17 protein-coding genes are annotated in these 18000 nt (G+C 76.1%); 10 read left to right on the top strand and 7 right to left on the bottom strand.

Translation table 11 applies throughout. The features are described 5' to 3' along the window. Positions 1-295 precede the first annotated feature (295 nt). Together GJV82_RS06455 and ptsP are read left to right on the top strand one after the other, a co-directional pair. Positions 296-1696, top strand: a complete 1401-nt coding sequence (locus GJV82_RS06455; RefSeq protein ID WP_155098658.1) for a PTS transporter subunit EIIC — start codon at positions 296-298, stop codon at positions 1694-1696. Then, positions 1693-3426 (top strand): phosphoenolpyruvate--protein phosphotransferase, encoded by a 1734-nt coding sequence (gene ptsP, locus GJV82_RS06450; protein WP_318657362.1) that lies wholly within the window; start codon positions 1693-1695, stop codon positions 3424-3426. The genes GJV82_RS06455 and ptsP overlap by 4 nt, the downstream gene beginning before the upstream one ends. Positions 3427-3511: 85 nt before the next feature. Here ptsP and GJV82_RS06445 read toward each other — a convergent pair whose 3' ends face one another. The 3 genes from GJV82_RS06445 to GJV82_RS06435 form a co-directional block, all read right to left on the bottom strand. After that, a complete protein-coding gene (locus GJV82_RS06445) occupies positions 3512-3781 on the bottom strand; it encodes an HPr family phosphocarrier protein (protein WP_024839822.1) in 270 nt (89 codons plus the stop codon). A gap of 96 nt (positions 3782-3877) precedes the next feature. Continuing rightward, positions 3878-6619, bottom strand: a complete 2742-nt coding sequence (gene ppdK / locus GJV82_RS06440) for a pyruvate, phosphate dikinase (protein WP_155098657.1) — start codon at positions 6617-6619, stop codon at positions 3878-3880. Continuing rightward, positions 6616-7521: a pyruvate, water dikinase regulatory protein gene (locus GJV82_RS06435; protein ID WP_155098656.1), complete on the bottom strand. Its 906-nt coding sequence runs from the start codon at positions 7519-7521 to the stop codon at positions 6616-6618. The genes ppdK and GJV82_RS06435 overlap by 4 nt, the downstream gene beginning before the upstream one ends. Positions 7522-7608: 87 nt before the next feature. Here GJV82_RS06435 and GJV82_RS06430 point away from each other — a divergent pair, with 87 nt between their 5' ends. Next, positions 7609-8577, top strand: coding sequence for a sugar phosphate isomerase/epimerase family protein (locus tag GJV82_RS06430; RefSeq protein ID WP_155098655.1), 969 nt, complete (start codon positions 7609-7611; stop codon positions 8575-8577). Between the two features lie 16 nt (positions 8578-8593). Further along, complete coding sequence (locus GJV82_RS06425; RefSeq protein ID WP_318657361.1) at positions 8594-9913, top strand: MFS transporter; 1320 nt, start codon at positions 8594-8596, stop codon at positions 9911-9913. A 40-nt stretch (positions 9914-9953) separates the two neighbouring features. Here the strand turns inward: GJV82_RS06425 and GJV82_RS06420 are convergent, their stop codons facing one another. Continuing rightward, the gene (locus GJV82_RS06420) at positions 9954-10349 is read right to left on the bottom strand and encodes a winged helix-turn-helix transcriptional regulator (protein WP_155098654.1); all 396 of its coding nucleotides are present in this window, start codon (positions 10347-10349) and stop codon (positions 9954-9956) included. A 204-nt stretch (positions 10350-10553) separates the two neighbouring features. Here GJV82_RS06420 and GJV82_RS06415 point away from each other — a divergent pair, with 204 nt between their 5' ends. The 5 genes from GJV82_RS06415 to GJV82_RS19945 are packed head-to-tail and all read left to right on the top strand — an operon-like array spanning position 10554 to position 14024. Next, a complete protein-coding gene (locus GJV82_RS06415) occupies positions 10554-11465 on the top strand; it encodes an NAD(P)-dependent oxidoreductase (RefSeq protein ID WP_155098653.1) in 912 nt (303 codons plus the stop codon). After that, positions 11462-12406: an NAD(P)-dependent oxidoreductase gene (locus GJV82_RS06410; RefSeq protein WP_155098652.1), complete on the top strand. Its 945-nt coding sequence runs from the start codon at positions 11462-11464 to the stop codon at positions 12404-12406. Before GJV82_RS06415 ends, GJV82_RS06410 begins: the two co-directional genes overlap by 4 nt. A gap of 9 nt (positions 12407-12415) precedes the next feature. Beyond that, complete coding sequence (locus tag GJV82_RS20700; RefSeq protein ID WP_155098651.1) at positions 12416-13081, top strand: pentapeptide repeat-containing protein; 666 nt, start codon at positions 12416-12418, stop codon at positions 13079-13081. A 44-nt stretch (positions 13082-13125) separates the two neighbouring features. Next, complete coding sequence (locus GJV82_RS06400; RefSeq protein WP_318657360.1) at positions 13126-13830, top strand: PfkB family carbohydrate kinase; 705 nt, start codon at positions 13126-13128, stop codon at positions 13828-13830. After that, the gene (locus tag GJV82_RS19945; protein WP_318657359.1) at positions 13794-14024 is read left to right on the top strand and encodes a carbohydrate kinase family protein; all 231 of its coding nucleotides are present in this window, start codon (positions 13794-13796) and stop codon (positions 14022-14024) included. Before GJV82_RS06400 ends, GJV82_RS19945 begins: the two co-directional genes overlap by 37 nt. Before the next feature lie 10 nt (positions 14025-14034). Here the strand turns inward: GJV82_RS19945 and GJV82_RS06395 are convergent, their stop codons facing one another. Then, positions 14035-15105, bottom strand: coding sequence for a hypothetical protein (locus GJV82_RS06395; RefSeq protein WP_155098650.1), 1071 nt, complete (start codon positions 15103-15105; stop codon positions 14035-14037). Between the two features lie 88 nt (positions 15106-15193). Here GJV82_RS06395 and GJV82_RS06390 point away from each other — a divergent pair, with 88 nt between their 5' ends. Then, on the top strand, positions 15194-15787 hold the full coding sequence (locus tag GJV82_RS06390; protein ID WP_024839813.1) for a TetR/AcrR family transcriptional regulator: 594 nt from the start codon (positions 15194-15196) through the stop codon (positions 15785-15787). Positions 15788-15821: 34 nt separating this feature from the next. Here the strand turns inward: GJV82_RS06390 and GJV82_RS06385 are convergent, their stop codons facing one another. Together GJV82_RS06385 and GJV82_RS20695 are read right to left on the bottom strand one after the other, a co-directional pair. Further along, the gene (locus tag GJV82_RS06385) at positions 15822-16535 is read right to left on the bottom strand and encodes a response regulator (protein WP_155098649.1); all 714 of its coding nucleotides are present in this window, start codon (positions 16533-16535) and stop codon (positions 15822-15824) included. Continuing rightward, positions 16532-17866, bottom strand: coding sequence for a sensor histidine kinase (locus tag GJV82_RS20695; RefSeq protein WP_196217193.1), 1335 nt, complete (start codon positions 17864-17866; stop codon positions 16532-16534). The genes GJV82_RS06385 and GJV82_RS20695 overlap by 4 nt, the downstream gene beginning before the upstream one ends. Between the last annotated feature and the right edge of the window lie 134 nt (positions 17867-18000).

Raw genomic sequence — 18000 nt, 5'->3', positions numbered from 1 at the left:
GTGCCTCGTTGTCCACGCGTGCATTCTCCGCCGTGCGACCTGCGACGGCGCAGGTCGCGGAGCCGCCCGTGTGTCCCCCGTCACCTCCGGGGGTTGACACATCATGAGGTCTAGACCACTCTTCCTGCAAGTGGTCCAGACAACCTGGACCGGGACTCCGGAGCGACGGCCCACGGCCGTTCCCAGTCGGCCTCGTCGCGCCCGGAGACCGGCAACGACGCCCGTACGACGTCGCGCCACAGCCGTCACGACGCACCTCGGCCTGCGCCCCAGGCCCACCCAGGAGGAGACCGACATGACCACCGTCGCCGAACCGACGAGGACGAAGCGGGGGGTGCCCGGCTTCGCGCAGCTCCAGCGCGTCGGGCGCTCGCTCATGCTGCCCATCGCGTCCCTGCCCGCCGCCGCGCTCCTGCTGCGGCTCGGGCAGCCCGACATGCTCGGCGCGGACGGCGTGGCCGGCACGTTCGCGTGGATGCAGCCCGTCGCCGACGTGCTCAACGCCGCGGGCAGCGCGCTCTTCAACAACCTGCCGATCATCTTCGCGCTCGGCGTCGCCGTCGGGTACGCGAAGAAGGCCGACGGGACCACGGGTCTCGCGGCCCTCATCGGCTACCTCGTGTTCTCCGGCGTCAGCGACTCCCTCTCCCCGTACGTGCTCGGGAAGGCCGCCGAGGGCGAGACGCAGGAGCTCATCAACTACGGCGTGCTCGGCGGCATCGTCATCGGCCTCACGGCCGCCCTGCTGTACCAGAGGTACTACCGGATCAAGCTGCCCCCGTACCTCGCGTTCTTCGGCGGCCGGCGGTTCGTGCCGATCGTGACGGCCGGTGCCTCGGTGCTCATCGCCGTGGTCGGCGCCCTGGTCTACCCGGCCTTCGACTGGCTCATCAACGAGCAGATCGGCGGGTTCGTCACCGGCTCGACGATCCTCGGCGCGTTCATCTTCGGCACGCTCAACCGCCTGCTCCTGCCGATCGGCCTGCACCACCTGCTCAACTCGCTGCCCTGGTTCCAGTTCGGCGAGTACACGACGGCCGACGGGAACGTCGCGCACGGCGACATCTTCCGGTTCCTCGCGGGTGACCCCACCGCGGGCACGTTCCTCACCGGGTTCTTCCCGATCATGATGTTCGCCCTCCCGGCCGCGGCCCTCGCGATCGTCCACACCGCCAAGCCGGCCCAGCGCAAGGTCGTCGCGGGCATCATGGGCTCGGCCGCGCTCGTCTCGGTCGTCACGGGCGTCACCGAGCCGCTCGAGTTCGCGTTCGTCTTCGTCGCCTACCCCCTGTACGTCATCCACGCGATCCTCACCGGCACGTCGCTCGCCCTCGTCAACGCGCTCGGGATCCGCGACGGGTTCGGCTTCTCCGCGGGAGCCATCGACTACCTGCTGAACTTCCGCATCGCCGAGATGCCGCTCCTGCTCATCCCCATCGGGCTCGGCTACGCGGTGGTCTACTACGTGCTCTTCCGGTTCGTCATCACCCGGTGGAACCTGCGGACGCCCGGGCGCGAGGACGACACGGACGGCACCGCCGCGGGCGCGGAGGGCGCCGGTACCGGGGCCGCGGGTGCGGCCGACACCCCGGCGTCCGACCGCCCGGAGCCCGCGACCGGCGACGTCGCGACCACGGACGCCGCGGAGCCCGGCACACCGAGCCGGGCCGGCGTGTCGGGCGGGGGCGCCGCGTGACCGTCGCCGACGGCGCGACGCGCGCACCCGCGCGGGTCTCCGACCCGGGGCTGACCGGCGTGCCGGCCAGCCCCGGGCGGGGCGCGGGCGCCGTCGTGCGGATGCCCGACCCGGTGCCCGAGCCCGACCCGGCACCGCTCGCCGCCGACGCCTCGGACGCCGACGTCGACCTCGCGGTGGCGCAGGTGCTCGCCGCGGTCACGACCGTCCAGGAGGACCTCACCGCGCGCGCCGCGCGCGCCGAGGGGACCGCGGCGGAGGTGCTCGGGGTGACGGCCGCGATGGCGGCGGACCCCGCCCTGGCGCGCGACGCCGTCGGGCGCGTGCGCGCGCAGCGGTCCACGCCCGCGCGCGCCGTGTGGGACGCGGCGGGCGTCGTGGTGGGCCGGCTGGAGGCGCTGGGCGGGCTCATGGCCGAGCGTGCGCGCGACGTGCGCGACGTGCGCGACCGCATCGTCGCGACGCTGCTCGGCCTGCCCGCTCCCGGGGTGCCCGACCCCGGGCACGGGTTCGTCCTCGTCGCGGACGACCTCGCGCCCGCGGACACCGCGCAGCTCGACCCCGCGCACGTGCTCGCCGTCGTCACGCGGGGCGGCGGCCCGACGTCGCACACCGCGATCCTGGCGCGCGCCGTCGGCATCCCGGCGGTCGTCGCGGTCGAGGGCGCGCTCGCGCTGCGCGACGGCGAGACCGTCCTCGTGGACGGCGGTCGCGGCACGGTCGAGCGCGACCCGTCGCCCGCGGACGTGGCCGCCGCCCGCGCGGCCCGCGGCGCCCGGGCGGAGCGGCGCCGGTTCGACGGCGAGGGGCGCACGGCGGACGGCCGCCGCGTCGAGCTGCTCGCGAACGTGGCGTCCGGGCAGGACGCGCGCGACGCCGCGGCCGCCGGCGCCGAAGGGGTGGGCCTGTTCCGGACCGAGGTGTGCTTCCTCGGCCGGACCGTCGAGCCGACCGTCGACGAGCAGGTCGCGGCCTACCGCGGCGTGCTCGCCGCGTTCCCCGGCCGCAAGGTCGTGGTCCGCACGCTCGACGCGGGCGCGGACAAGCCGCTCCCGTTCGTCACGCCGGACGCCGAGCCGAACCCGGCGCTCGGCGTGCGGGGCCTGCGAACGGCGCGCCGGCACCCCGAGGTGCTCGACCGGCAGCTCACCGCGATCGCGCGCGCCGCCGAGGCCGAGGCGGCCGACGTCTGGGTCATGGCGCCCATGATCGCGACGCCGGACGAGGCGGAGGCGTTCGTCGCGCTGTGCGCGGACCACGGCCTCGCCACGGCGGGCGTCATGGTCGAGGTGCCCGCGGCGGCGCTCGGCGCGCGGTGGGTGCTCGCCAGGGCGGCGTTCGCGAGCATCGGCACGAACGACCTCACGCAGTACACGATGGCCGCGGACCGCGAGGTCTCCGACCTCGCGCGGCTCTCGACGGCGTGGCAGCCGACGGTGCTCGCGCTCGTCGGGGCCACCGGGTCCGGGGCGGCGCTCAACGGTCGCCCGCTCGGCGTGTGCGGCGAGGCCGCGGCGGACCCGGTCCTCGCGCCGGTGCTCGTGGGGCTGGGCGTGAGGTCGCTGTCGATGACGCCGCGCGCGCTCGCGGACGTCGCGGCGGTGCTCGCGGCGACGACGTCGCAGGAGTGCGAGGAGCTCGCGTTCCTCGCGCTCCAGCAGCCCACGCCCGACGCCGCGCGCGCGGCGGTGCGCGCGCGGCTCCCCGTCCTGGACGAGCTCGGCCTCTGACGACCGTCGACGCCGGACCGGGGTGCCCGCCCCGCGCCGTGCGCACCGGCAGCGCCGTGCGCACGCCGTGGGGCGGGCGTCGCCGTCAGGCGACCTCGGTCTGCTCCAGGAAGGTCGCGAGCGCGTCGATCGACGCGCTCGCGTCGTCGCCGTCGGACTCGGTCGAGAGCACGACCTCGTCCCCGGCGCTCACGCCCAGCGTCATGACGCCGAGGATGCTGGCCGCCTCGACGGGCTCCGCCCCGGGCTTGGCGATGCGCACGGGCGCCGGCTGGGCGGCGGCCGCCTTGACGAAGAGGGCGGCGGGTCGGGCGTGAAGACCTTCGGTGATCGCGACGACGACGGCACGGTCCATGGGTGCTCCTTGGGCAGACAAGTGGTCTGGACCAGTGCATCCTAGGGGATCGAGCGCCGGAAGGGGAGGGTCGCAGGGCCCGGACCTCCCGGGACCTCACACGTCGCGCGCGACCCGGACGCCGTCCCGGCGGTCGAGCGTCGAGCGCGCCGCCGCGAGCCGCGCGATCGGCACGCGGTACGGCGAGCACGACACGTAGTCGAGGCCGATCTCGTCGAACAGCGCGACGGACGCCGGGTCGCCGCCGTGCTCGCCGCAGACCCCGGCGTGGAGCCCCGGGCGGGCGCGACGCCCGCGCTCCAGCCCGATCTGCACGAGCTCGCCGACCCCGTCGCGGTCGACCGTCGCGAACGGGTTCGCGTCCACGACCCCGGACTCCAGGTAGGCGGTGAGGAACGACCCCTCCGCGTCGTCGCGCGAGATGCCGAGCGTCGTCTGCGTGAGGTCGTTGGTGCCGAACGAGAAGAACTCCGCGTGCTCCGCGACCCGGTCCGCGACGAGCGCCGCGCGCGGCAGCTCGATCATCGTCCCCACCGCGTACGACAGCGGCTCGTCCGCGCTCGCGAGCTCCTCGGCCATCGTCGCGTCGACGACCTCGCGCATGCGCCGCAGCTCCTCGGCGAACCCGACGAGCGGCACCATGATCTCCACGCGCGGGTCGTGCCCCGCGGCTCGCACGGCGAGTGCGGCGCGCGCGACCGCCCGCACCTGCATCGCCGCGATCGGGGGGTGCAGGAGCGCGAGCCGCACGCCGCGCGTGCCGAGCATGGGGTTCATCTCGCTCAGCCGCCGCACCTGGGCGAGGAGGCGGCGCGCCGCGGCGAGCCGGGCCGTCGTCTCGCCCCCGCCGGCCGCGGCGGCCCAGCCCTCGAAGACGGCGTCCGTCCCGTGCAGCGGGGCACCCGTGTCCCCGACCTCGTCCTCGAGCCGCTGGACCACGAGCGACTGCTCGACGAGGTCGGGCAGGAACTCGTGCAGCGGCGGGTCGAGGAGGCGGATCGTCACGGGCAGGCCCGACATCGCGGTGAGGATCTCCTCGAAGTCGGCCTGCTGCATGGGGAGCAGGCGGTCGAGCGCGGCGGCGCGCTCGGCGTCGGTCTCGGCGAGGATCATCTCGCGCACCACGGGCAGGCGGTCCGGCGCCATGAACATGTGCTCCGTGCGGCACAGGCCGATGCCCTCCGCGCCGAGCTCGCGCGCCTTCGCGGCGTCCTCGCCCGTGTCCGCGTTCGCCCGCACGCCGAGGCGGCGCACGTCGTCCGCCCAGCCGAGCACGGCGCGGAAGTCGTCCGTGACCTGGGGCGGCACGAGCGGCAGCGCGCCGAGGTAGACGTCGCCCGTCGTCCCGTCGAGCGTGATCGTGTCGCCCTCGGTGAGCACGTGGTCGCCGACCGTGACGCGGCGCGCGTCCGCGTCGATCCGCAGCGCGCCCGCCCCCGCGACGCACGGCTTGCCCATGCCGCGCGCCACGACGGCCGCGTGCGACGTCATGCCGCCGTGCGCCGTGAGCACGCCCTGCGCGGCGATGACGCCCGCGATGTCGTCCGGGTTCGTCTCCCACCGCACGAGCACGACCGCCTCCCCGGCCTTCCCGCGCTCGGCCGCCGTCTCGGCGTCGAGCACGACGCGCCCGACGGCGGCCCCCGGCGACGCGTTGAGCCCGCGCGTCAGCGGGGTCGCGCCGTGGCCGGGGTCGAGCGCCGGGTGCAGGAGCTGGTCGAGCTGGGCGGGGTCGAGCCGCCGCAGCGCGGTCTCCCGGTCGATCACGGCCTCGTCGACGAGCTCGCGCGCCACGCGCAGCGCCGCCTGTGCGGTGCGCTTCCCGGTGCGGGTCTGCAGGAGGTAGAGGACGCCGTCGTCGACCGTGAACTCGATGTCCTGCATGTCGCCGTAGTGCTGCTCGAGCCGGTCCATCGTGGCGCGCAGCTCACGGAACGCGTCGGGCAGCACGGTCTCCATCTCGGCCAGCGGCCGGGGCGTGCGGATGCCCGCGACGACGTCCTCGCCCTGCGCGTCCACGAGGAACTCGCCGTAGAGCTCCTTGGCGCCGGTCGCGGGGTTCCGCGTGAAGCACACGCCCGTGGCGGACGTCGCGCCCTTGTTGCCGAACACCATCTGCATGACGTTGACGGCGGTGCCGAGGTCGTCGGGGATGCCGTTCGCCTTCCGGTACACCCCCGCGCGCGGGTTGCCCCACGACGCGAACACCGCGTCGACCGACCGGCGGAGCTGCTCGCGCGGGTCCGTCGGCAGGTCCTCGCCCGTGTGCTGCCGCGCGACCGCGCGGAACGTCGCGACGAGCCCCCGCAGGTCGTCCGCGTCGAGGTCCGTGTCCTGCGCGACGCCGCGGCGCGCCTTGAGCGCGTCGAGCTCGTCCGCGAACGCGTGCGCGGGCACGCCCTCGACGACCTCGCCGTACATCTGCACGAACCGGCGGTACGAGTCCCACGCGAAGCGCGGGTTGCCCGACTCCGCGGCGAGCCCCTCGACGGACTCGTCCGAGATCCCGAGGTTGAGGATCGTGTCCATCATCCCGGGCATCGACACCACCGCGCCCGACCGCACCGACACGAGCAGCGGGCGCTCGCGCGCGCCCAGGCGCCGGCCGGTGCGCTCCTCCAGCGCGTCGAGGTGCGCGAGCACCTCGTCCCACAGCCCGTCGGGCCACGACCCGCCGCGCTGCATCGCCGCGACGCACGCCGCCGTCGTCACGGTGAAGCCGTCCGGGACGGGCACGCCGATGCGCCGCATCTCCGCGACGCCCGCGCCCTTGCCGCCCAGCAGGGCGCGCATGTCCGCGCCACCCTCCGCGAGGTCGTAGACGTACCGGTCGCTCATGGCTCCTCCTCGTGGTCGGTGGCTGCAGGGTCGGCGGTCGCGCGGTCCGTGGTGCCGGGGTCGGCGTCGGGGGCGAGGGCGCGGCGGCGCGCGGCGACGAGCTCGACGACCCGCCCCGCGGCCTCCTCGAGCGCGAGCGCCGTCGTGTCGAGGACGGGGCACCCCAGGCGGCGCTGGACGCGCGAGACCTCGTCGAGCTCGTCGTGGATGCGCGCGAGGTCGGCGTACCCGGACAGCCCCGCCGCGCCCATCGCGTGCACGCGCCGGCGCCGGATCTCCAGGAGCCGCTCGGGGTCGATCGTCAGGCCCACGACCTTCCAGCGCTCCACCTCGAACAGCTCGCGCGGCGGCGCCACCCCGGGGACGAGCGGGATGTTCGCGGTCGGGTAGCCGAGGTACCCGAGGTACATGGACAGCGGCGTCTTGCCCGTGCGCGACGCCCCGACGAGCACGACCTGCGCCTCGTCGAGCCCGTCGGTGAGGTGGCCGTCGTCGTTCGCGACGGCGAACTCCATCGCGTGGATCCGGTCGAAGTAGTCCGCCGCGAGGCCGACCGGCTGCACGACGCGTGCCGGCTGCGCGCCCGTGCGCGCCGTGAACGCGTCGATCGCGGGGGCGAGGAGGTCGGCGCACGGGACGTCGAGCGCCGCGCACGCGTCGAGCACGCGCGAGCGCAGCGCGTCGTCCACGACCGTGCAGAACACCACGGCCGCCGCCGGGTCGGTACGGAGCTGCGCGACGACGTCGTCCACGCCCTGCGGCGTGTGCAGGCGAGGGTGCCGGACGACCCGGACGTCGTGGCCGGGGAACTGGGCCTGCGTGGCACGCGCGACGCGGGTCCCGGTGTCTCCCGTCGAGTCCGCGACCACGTGGATGTCGATGACGCGCGCCGTCGCCGCCATGGCCCCAGGCTAGGGCGCCCGGCCGGTTCCCCCCAGCCGAACGCCCGCTGGGTGTGGGCCACAGCCGACGGGTCTAGGGTGACCGGCATGTCAGACGCGACGACGCCGCGCGTGGCCTCCCCGGCACCGGGGGAGCCGCCGCGCATCCACGTCACGCTCTCCACGGCGAGCGTCTACCCGCGCAAGGCCCCGTACGCGTTCGAGGCGGCGGCCGACCTCGGGTACGACGGCGTCGAGGTCATGGTGTGGTCCGACGAGACGACGCAGGACGCCGCGGCGCTGCGCCGGCTCTCCGCCGAGCACGACGTCCCGGTCCGCAGCATCCACGCGCCCACGCTGCTCGTGAGCCAGCGCGTGTGGGGCCGCTCGCCCGGGCCCAAGCTGCGACGCTCCGTCGAGCTCGCGCAGGAGGTCGGGGCGAGCACGGTCGTCGTGCACCCGCCCTTCCGGTGGCAGTACCGCTACGCGCGCGAGTTCGAGGACCTCGTCGGCGAGCTCGACGAGACCGAGGGCGTGACCATCGCCGTCGAGAACATGTACCCGTGGCGGAGCCGCAAGCGCGAGATGCAGGCGTACCTGCCCGGCTGGGACCCGTCCGAGCACGGCTACGAGCACGTCACGCTCGACCTGTCGCACGCCGCCGTCGCGCAGCAGGACGCGCTCGCGCTGCTCGACGTGTTCGACGGCCGCCTCGCGCACGTGCACCTCGCGGACGGGTCGTCGTCCATCACGGACGAGCACCTCGTCCCCGGGCGCGGCGACCAGCCGTGCGACCTCGTCCTCGCCGAACTCGTGCGCCGCGGCTGGGAGGGGGACGTCGTCGTCGAGATCTCGACGCGGCGCGCCCGCACCGCGGCCGAGCGGCGTGAGGACCTCGCCGCCTCGCTGTTCTTCGCGCGCACCTACCTCACGCCCGGGCCGCACCCCGGGTACTCGCCGCCGCCCGGACCTCCGCACCGCCACGTCGACGCGTGGGGCGAGGCGGAGGCGCGCGACAGCGCCCTCGCGGACGCGGACGAGCCCGGCTCCACGAGGACGGGCCCACCCGCCGGCTGACGTAGGCTCGGCGGTCGTGGCTCGAGTCAACGGTCTTCTCGCCGACACGACCCCGCTGCGCATCTCCCCGCCGTTCCGCCGCCTGTGGTGGGGGCTCGGGATCTCCAACCTCGGCTCGCAGCTCACGGTCGTCGCCGTCGGGCTGCAGGTCTACGCGCTCACCGGCTCGTCGCTCGCCGTCGGCGTGCTCGGGATCTGCGCGCTCGTGCCGCTCGTCGTGCTCGGCCTCTACGGCGGGGCGCTCGTCGACGCCTACGACCGCCGCAAGGTCGCGCTCGCGGCGTCGACCGCCCTGTGGGTGGTCACGGCACTCATCGCCCTCCAGGCGTGGCTGCACCTCGACTCCGTCGGCGTGCTCTACGCGCTGGTCGCCGCGCAGTCCGCGGCGTTCGCCATCAACAACCCGGCGAGGTCGGCGATCATCCCGCGCCTCGTCGAGCCGCGGCTCCTGCCCGCGGCGAACGCGCTGCAGACGATCGCGTGGAACGTCGCGCTCACCGTGGGCCCGCTGGGCGGCGCGTTCCTCGTCGCGCTGTGGGGCTACCAGGTCGCGTACACGATCGACGCCGTGCTCTTCACCGCCGCGCTGTGGGCGGTGTGGCGCCTGCCGGACATCCCGCCGCTGTCCGCCGACGACGCGCCGGAGCCCGCCCCCGCGGCCCGCCGGCGCCGCGTCGTGGGGTGGCGGTCCGTCGTCGACGGCCTGCGCTACCTCGCGACCCAGCCCAACGTCCGCACGACGTTCCTCGTCGACCTCGCCGCGATGGTGCTCGCGTCGCCGCGCGTGCTCCTGCCCGCGGCGGGCGTCGTGTTCCTCGGGGGCGGGGAGGCGACGACCGGCGTGCTCACCGCGGCGTTCGCCGTGGGCGCCGTGCTCGCGGGCGTGTTCTCGGGCGGGCTCTCGCGCGTGCGGTGGCAGGGGCGCGTCATCGTGTGGGCGATCACGGCCTACGGCCTGTCGATCGTGCTGTTCGGGCTCGTGCTCGTCGGCGTGGGCCCCACCACCCCGACGACGGTCCTCGTGGGCGGGCTCGTCGCGGCGAGCGTCGCGCTCGCGCTCGCCGGCGCGTCCGACGCCGTGAGCGCCGTGTTCCGCCAGACCATCCTGCAGACCGCGACGCCCGACGACATGCGCGGCCGCCTGCAGGGCGTGTTCATCGTCGTCGTCGCGGGGGGTCCCCGCCTCGGCGAGCTCGTGCTCGGCGCGCAGGCCACCTGGGTGGGGGAGGCGTGGGCCGCCGTCGCCGGGGGCGTCGCGTGCGTCGTCGTGCTGTGGCTCGTGGTGCGCGCGCACCGCCGGTTCTGGCGCTACGACGCGCTGCACCCCGAGCCGTAGGCCGCACGGGCGGGGGCGGGCGGAGCCGCCAGGCGCCGCGTCACGGCTCGACCACCGCGGCACCGAGCCGCGCGATGCGCTCGCTGCCCCACGCGCCCAGGGACTCCAGCGCCGTGTTGAGCGCCCTGCCGTGCTCGGTGAGCGAGTACTCGACGTGCGGCGGCACCTCGGGGAAGACCTCGCGCACGAGCAGGCCGTCCGCCTCCATCTCGCGGAGCTGCTGGGCGAGCACCTTGTCGCTCACCCCGGGCAGGCCGCGCTTGAGCTCGGCGTACCGCCGCACGCCGTGCGCGGCGAGCTCCCACAGGACGAGCGACTTCCACTTGCCGCTGACCACGTCCATCGCGGCGTCGAGGCCGCACACGTAGGGTCCGCGGCGCGGCGGGGGGCCCTCCGCGCGCTCGCGGACGGCGGCGGTCCTGGTGGTCGTCGTCATCGCTCGCTCCTTCGTCGCCGCACAGGCCGGGGAGGCCCGTGCACGTCCGTGCCCGACCCGCGGGCGCGACCCGCGTGACCTGCACGCTCACCTGGAGGTGAGAACCCCACCTCGACGTGCGTTCTTCCCGGCCGACCGGATGCCGGGGAGGGTGGACCGCGAGGGCACGCCGCCCCGCCGACCAGCACCCGACCCGGAGGACCGATGCCCGACCACCCGCCCGCCGCACCGCACCCCGTCACCGTCCTCGGCCTCGGCGCCATGGGCAGCGCCCTCGCCGCCGCGGCCGTCGCCGCCGGCCACCCGACCACCGTCTGGAACCGGACGCCGGGACGCGCCGGCGCGCTCGTCGCGGCCGGCGCCCGCGAGGCGAGGACGGCGCGCGACGCCGTCACCGCGTCGCCCCTCATCGTCGCCGTCCTGCTCGACCACGACGCGGTGCACGCCGTGCTCGACCCCGTCGCCGACGCGCTCGCCGGGCGGACGCTCGTCAACCTCACCACGACGACGCCCGAGCAGTCGCGCGAGCTCGCGGCCTGGGCGGCCGACCACGACGTCGTGCACCTCGACGGCGGCGTCATGGCCGTCCCCGCGACGATCGGCGGCCCGGGCTCCGAGATCCTGTACAGCGGGTCGCGCGCCGCGTTCGACGGCGCCCGTCCCCTGCTCGACGCGTGGGGCGCGAGCACCTGGTTCGGCGAGGACCCCGGGCTCGCGCCGCTGTACGACCTGGCGCTCCTCGCGGGCATGTACGCGATGTTCGCGGGCTTCTTCCACGGCGTCGCGATGGTCGGGACCGCCGGGGTGAGCGCGGGCGACTTCGCGCGCCGCGCGGCGCCCTGGCTCGCCGCGATGACGTCCGCGCTCGCCGAGTACGCGGACGTCGTCGACCGGCGCGACTACGCCGGCCCCGGCCAGCAGAGCCTCGCGTTCTCCGACCTCGCCGACCTGGTCCGGGCGAGCGAGGAGGCCGGCCTCGCGACCGACGTCGTCGACGCGGTCCAGGCGCTGGTCCGCCGCCAGGTCGACGCCGGCCACGGCGCCCACGGCTTCGCGCGCGTCGTCGAGAGCATCCGTGCCCCAGCACCCACCACCGCACCCGGAGGAGAAGGATGAGCACCCCCACCCCCGTCACCCTGATCGGCCTCGGCGCGATGGGCCAGGCCATGGTCCGCACGCTCCTGGCCGCCGGTCACCCCGTCACCGTGTGGAACCGCACCCCCTCCCGCGCCGACGCGCTCGTCGCCGAGGGCGCGACGCGCGCCGCGACCCCCGCGGAGGCGGTCGCGGCGAGCGATCTCGTCGTGCTCAGCCTCACCGACTACGCCGCGGCCGACGCCGTCCTCGCCGCGGCGGCCGACGTCCTGCCCGGCCGCACGGTCGTCAACCTCAGCTCCGACACCCCCGGGACGACACGCCGCGCGGCGCACTGGATGGCCGACCACGGGGCGACGCTCGTCGTCGGCGGGATCATGGTGCCCGCGCCGCTCGTCGGGACGGCCGACGCGTACGTCTGCTACAGCGGCCCGGAGGCCGCGTTCCGCGCGCACGAGCGCACGCTCGCGACCCTCGGTGCGCCCCGCTACCTGGGCGAGGACCCCGGGCTCGCGCAGCTCCTCTACCAGGCGCAGCTCGACGTCTTCCTCACCGCGCTCTCGGGCGTCGCGCACGCCGCGGCGCTCGCGGAGGCGGCCGGGGTGCCGCCCACGCGGTTCGTCCCCGAGGCGCTGCGCACGCTGTCCGACACGCCCGCGATGGTCGGCAGCGGCGGCGCGGTCGGCGAGGCGTTCGAGACCGGGGTCCACCCCGGAGCCCTGAGCACCGCCACCATGATGGGCGCGACGGCGGCGCACGTCCTCGGGGCGAGCGAGGAGCTCGGCGTCGACACGGCACTGCCGCGCGCCGTCCTGTCGCACTACGAGGCGGCGCTCGCGGCCGGGCACGGACGCGACGACTGGACCTCGATCTTCGAGGTCGTCCGGGCCCCGCGGGAGGCCGACGACCTCCCCTCCGGACGGGTCGAGGCCGCCGCGCAGGGCGTCGGCACCACGGCATAGTCTCGACGCGTGGCACCCGCGACGCCGACGACCGAGCCGCCCGTGATCGACCCCGTCGTGCTCGACGACCTGCAGCGCGGCGACGCGTACGACCTCGAGCCGGAGGCCGACCTCGAGGGGTTCGAGATCGCCGACCTCCGGCTCGACCGGCTCGACCTGCACGGCGCGAGCGTGTTCGCCTCGCGGCTCGACCAGGTGCGGGCCGACGAGGCCGACCTGGGCGCGGTGACGTTCACGGAGGTCGTGCTGGAGCGCCTCGACGTGCCCGCGCTGCGCGGGACGCGGGGCCGGTGGCGCGACGTCGAGGTGCGCGGTGCGCGGATCGGCTCGGCCGAGCTCTACGAGTCGTCGTGGAGCGGGGTCCGGTTCGTCGGGTGCAAGCTCGGCTTCGTCAACCTCCGCGGAGCGACGCTGCGGGACGTGCGGTTCACCGACTGCACGGTCGACGAGCTCGACCTCGTCGCGACCGACGCGCTGCGCGTCGCGTTCGACGGCACGCGCGTGCGCCGCCTCGACGTGCAGTCGTCCACGCTCGCGCACGTCGACCTGCGTGGCGCGGAGCTCGACGAGCTGAGCGGGGTCGGGTCGCTGCGCGGCGCGACGATCGACTCCGCCCAGCTCGCGCGGCTCGCCGCGACGTTCGCGCACAGCCTCGGCGTCACCGTCGAGGACTGACGCCGCGATGCCGCGGGCGAGAGGCGGGGGATAGGATGCGGCGCGTGACCGCCGCGCCCCGCCCGCACGCCGCACCGCCCGACCCCACAGGCACCGAGGTGCTCGTCGCGGGCCCCGCGTCGTGGAACCTGCTCGTCCGGCTCGACGAGCTGCCCGCCCCGACGCCGCACACGGTCTTCGCGCGCTCGTCCCACCACGCCGTGGGCGGGACGTCGGCCGGCAAGGCGCTCAACCTCGCGCGGCTCGGGCGCACCGTGCTGCTGCGCACGGTGCTCGGGTCCGACGACGAGGCGGAGCACGTGCGGTCCGTGCTCGCGCGCGAGGGCGTGCGCGTCGTCGAGGAGCCGTCGCCTGACGGACGCACCGAGAGCCACCTCAACCTCCTCGACGACGACGGCGGGCGCGTCTCCGTCTACCTGCGCGCCCCGGGCGAGGTCCCCGCGGTCGGCGCCTCGTGGGACGTGACGACCGCGGCCCTCGACGCCGCGGCCGCCGTCGTCGTGGACCTCGCGGTCCCGGCGCTCCCGGTGCTCGACCTCGCGGTGGCACGCGGGCGCGACGTCTGGGTCGACCTGTGCACGACTACGACGGCGGGTCGGCGTTCCACCGGCCGTGGGTCGAGGCCGGCACGCACGTCTTCGTCAGCGGGGACCGGCTGCCGGACTGGCGCGGCTTCCTGCGCGCCCGGGTCGACGCGGGCGCGCGGCTCGCCGTGTGCACGCACGGGTCGCGCGGCGCCGTCGCGCTGACCCCCGACGGAGGGTTCGTCGAGGTCCCGGCGGAGCCGGTGCCGCGCGTCGTGGACACGAACGGCGCGGGCGACGGCTTCTTCGCCGGGTTCCTCGACGCGCACCTGCGGGGCGCGGACGTCGGCGAGGCGATGCGGGCCGGCGCCCGGCACGCCGCGCTCGTCGTGCAGAGCCCGGACCTCGTGCCCGCCTGACGGGCCCAGGTCAGCGTGCGGACGGTGCCGGCGTCGGCACGGGCGAGGCGACCTCCGTCCCGTGCAGCGCGGCCGACGTCGCGGCCCCGCGGTCGCGGACGTGCCCGACTATGGAGAGCAGGAGACCGAGCGCGGCCCACCCGCTGAGCACGAGCCACGGGAACGTGGTGTCGGCGCCGGGGAAGTAGGACAGGTCGCGCAGCAGGGTCGCGGCCGCGCCCGGCGGGAACCACTGGCCGACGGCGCCCCACGGGGGGAGCAGGAACTCGACGGGCACGGCCGCGGCGGACAGCGGGTTGGCGACGAGCAGGAACAGCACCAGCCCGGCGGCGATGCCCGGTCGTCCGAGGAGGCGGACCGCCCCGACGATCGTGGCGGCGATGCCGAGCAGCGCGAGCCCCACGGCGAGCGAGTCGGCGACGTACGCGCCGTGGAGGCCGCCGAGCCCGTGAAGGAGCCCAGCGACGGCAGGCCCGCCCAGCGCCGCGTAGACGACGATCGCGGTGACCCGGCGCCACGTCCCGGCGACGGTGAGCGACACCACGACTCCGCCGACCAGACCGCCGAGGACGAGCGGGAAGGAGGCCGCGGCGAGCGTGGTGCCCCGGGCGTCGTCGGCCGACAGCGGCACGACGTCGGTGACCGCGACGGTCGGCACGGCGTCGGCGGGCGCGCCCTGCGCGGCCGCGGCGGCGTCGACCTGCGCCTGCAGCGCGGGCTGGAGACCGGCGAGGAGCTGGGCGACGGCGGGGCTCGCGGCCGACGCCGTGAGCACCTCGGGCTGCGGCCCGAGCACGAGCGCCCCGTAGGCGTCGCGGGACTCGACGAGGTCGACGGCGGCGGCGCGGTCGGCCACCGGAACGAGCTCGACGGCGCCGGGCGCCCTCTCCTCGAGGCCCGCCCGGACCTGTGCGACGACGGCCGGCTCGCCCGCCACGGCGACGGGCAGGTCCCGCGGCTCGGCGGTGACGGACGGCCAGAGGAACGCGAGGACGACGACCGTGACGACGGCGACGAGGCCGACCGCGGTCGCGGCGACGCGTGCCCAACGGGTCTGCGGGGTGGTGCGGACGGCGGTCATGATGCCTCCTAGAACGAATGTTCGTTCTCTTAGACTCGACCCACGCAGGCCCGCTGTCAAGAACGTTCGTTCGGTTTAGGGTGGGGGCGTGCCCCGGGTCAGCGAGGAGTACCGCACGCGCCGCCGCGACGAGATCGCGGAGGCCGCCCTGCGCGTGTTCCGGCGCAAGGGCTTCACCGCGACGTCGATGGCCGAGATCATCGCGGAGTCCGGGCTGTCCGCCGGCGCGATCTACGGCTACTACGACTCCAAGACGGCGATCGTGCACGACGTCGCGGCGCGCGTGGTCGGGGGCCGCATCGCCGACGTCGAGCGCATCGCCGAGCAGGACCCGCTGCCCCCGCCGTCCGAGCTCGTCGGCGTGCTCCTGCGCGGCGCCGTCCGCGAGATCGGGAGCACGGGGATCCTCGTCCAGCTCTGGGGCGAGGCGGTGACCGACCCGCGCATGCTCGGCTTCGCGGCCGACGTCCTCGTGCAGCTCCGCACCGTCTTCGCCGGGTACGTCGCCCGGTGGCACGAGCAGGAGCACGGGCTCGACCCGCAGGACGCCGCCGCGCTCGGCGCCGAGCAGGCGCCGCTCTTCCTCGCCGCGTGCCAGGGGTTCATCCTGCAGAGCGCGCTGCTCGACGACTTCGACGCCGACGCCTACCTCGACGACGTGACGCGGCACCTGCCGCGCTGATCCCCGGCACGCGCCGGGACGCCGTCCGGCGGGCTCAGGCGAGGCCCGTGTCGCGCGCGACGATCGCGGCCTGCATGCGGGTCGAGACCCCGAGCTTCGCGAGCACGCGCGAGACATGGGTCTTGGCCGTCGCCTCGGTGATGAACAGGTCGGCGGCGATCCCCTGGTTGGACAGCCCGCGACCCAGCGCCGCGAGCACGTCGACCTCGCGGGGCGTCAGGTCCGCGAGTCGCGGGTCGGTGCCGGGCGCACCGGGGGCGCCGTCCGCCGTCGCACCTGCCGGACCCGCCGTGGCCCGCGTCCCCGGCGCCGTCTCCGGGCCGCGCGCGAAGGCCGCGAGGAGACGGCGCGTGACCTCGGGCGCGAGCACCCCGTCGCCGTCCGCGACGCGGCGCACCGCGTCGATCAGGGCGCTCGGCTCCGCGGACTTGAGCAGGAAGCCCGCGGCACCGGCCCGCAGCGCGCCGTCCACGTACTCGTCGAGGTCGAACGACGTGAGCACGAGGACCTCGGCGAGCCCTTCCGCGGTGATCGTGCGCGTCGCCTCGATGCCGTCGACGCCGGGCATGCGCAGGTCCATGAGCACCACGTCGGGCCGCAGCGCCCGCGCGTTCGTGACCGCGGCGGTGCCGTCCGCGGCCTCGCCGACCACCTCGACGTCAGGCGCGGCGTCGAGGAGGAGCCGCAGCCCGGCGCGGATCGCGGCGTGGTCGTCGGCCAGCAGCACCCGGACCGGTCGTGCCGTCATGCGTCCTCCGTCGCCGTCGCGTGCTCACCCACGGGCACCCGCGCGCGCACCGTCCACCCGCCGCCCGGGCCCGGCCCGGCGGCGAGCGCGCCGCCCAGGCCGTCCGCCCGCTCGCGCATCGTCAGCAGCCCCGTCCCCGCGCTCAGCGGGCCGTCGACCGGGGCCGCGGTGCCGCGCGCCCCGTCGTCGTACACCTCGAGCACGACGGCCGCGCCGTCGCGTGCGAGGCGCACGGTCACGGGAGAGCCCGGCGCGTGCTTGAGGGCGTTCGTCACGGCCTCCTGCGCGATGCGGAACAGGGCCTGGTCCGCGGCCGCGGGCAGCGCGGACCCCGCGACGCCGTCGGGGTCGTCGAGCGTGACGGCGGTCGTCGCGCGCGCGGCGTCGAGCAGCGTGTCGAGGCCCGCGAGCCGGCCCGGCGCGGCGACCGCGTCGAGGGAGCCCGCGCCGTCGCGCCGGCCCTCCGTCCGCAGCAGCAGGATCATCGAGCGCATCTCGTCGAGCGACGCGACCGCGCTGGCGCGCACCTGCTCGAGCGCCGCCCGGTCCTGCGCCGCGTCGGGCGGGTGCGCGAGCGCCGCGCCCGAGTGGATCGCGATCGTCGACAGGTGCGACGCGATGACGTCGTGCAGGTCGCGGGCCATGGCGGCGCGCTCGGCCCGGACCGCCTCGTGCCGGTCGAGCTCGGCGATGCGCTCCAGGTCGTGCGCGCGCTGCCGCTCGAGCTCGGCGGTGCGGGCCGCCGCCTCGGCCTCGCGCGCCGCGAGGTCCGCACGCTCGTCCGCGAGCTCGGCGAGCTCGCTCTTCGTCCGGACGTTCGTGGCCCACCACATCGGCACGAGCAGCACCGCACCGAGCTGCAGCGCGACGTACACGAACTGGCGCACGTCGCGAGCGGCCTCGCCCGCGGCGACCGACCCGACGACCGCGACCGTCACCGCGACGCCCCAGAGCCAGGCGCGGGCCCGCGGGCCCGACCACAGGGCGGCCGCGTAGAGCAGGTCCCACAGGACGAGGGTGATCGCGAGGCTGCCGCCCCACCACAGGTCGACGGCCGTGACGAGCACGCCGCCCAGGAGCGCGAGGACGGGGTGCGCGCGCTTGACGAGGATGAGCAGGCACCCCGCGGCGAGCAGCGCGACGCGCCACCACGGCGCGCCCGGCTCGACGACGAACGGCGCCCGGACGAGGCCCACGAGGCCCACCTCGATCAGGAGCCAGCCGAGGACGAACGTCATGACGGCGGAGAGCACGTCGTTGCGGCGGTCCTCGATGCGCCACACGTGGCGCAGCGACCGCGACGCGCCCGCCCTGCCGTCCGACGTGCTCACGACCCCATCCCAGCACAGCATCGCCACCGGCGGATCGGCCGAACGGTGTACGACGGCGCCGCGCCCGGCCCGTGCGGCGCGGCACCGGGGGCCCGGGATCGGTCGTTCGCCCGACGACGCGGTGCCCGCCGCGC

The organism is Cellulosimicrobium composti, assembly GCF_009711085.1.
Taxonomy (GTDB): domain Bacteria; phylum Actinomycetota; class Actinomycetes; order Actinomycetales; family Cellulomonadaceae; genus Cellulosimicrobium; species Cellulosimicrobium composti.
Note: the sequence above shows the minus strand (reverse complement) of the source record. Positions and strands in the feature narration are given on the sequence as shown.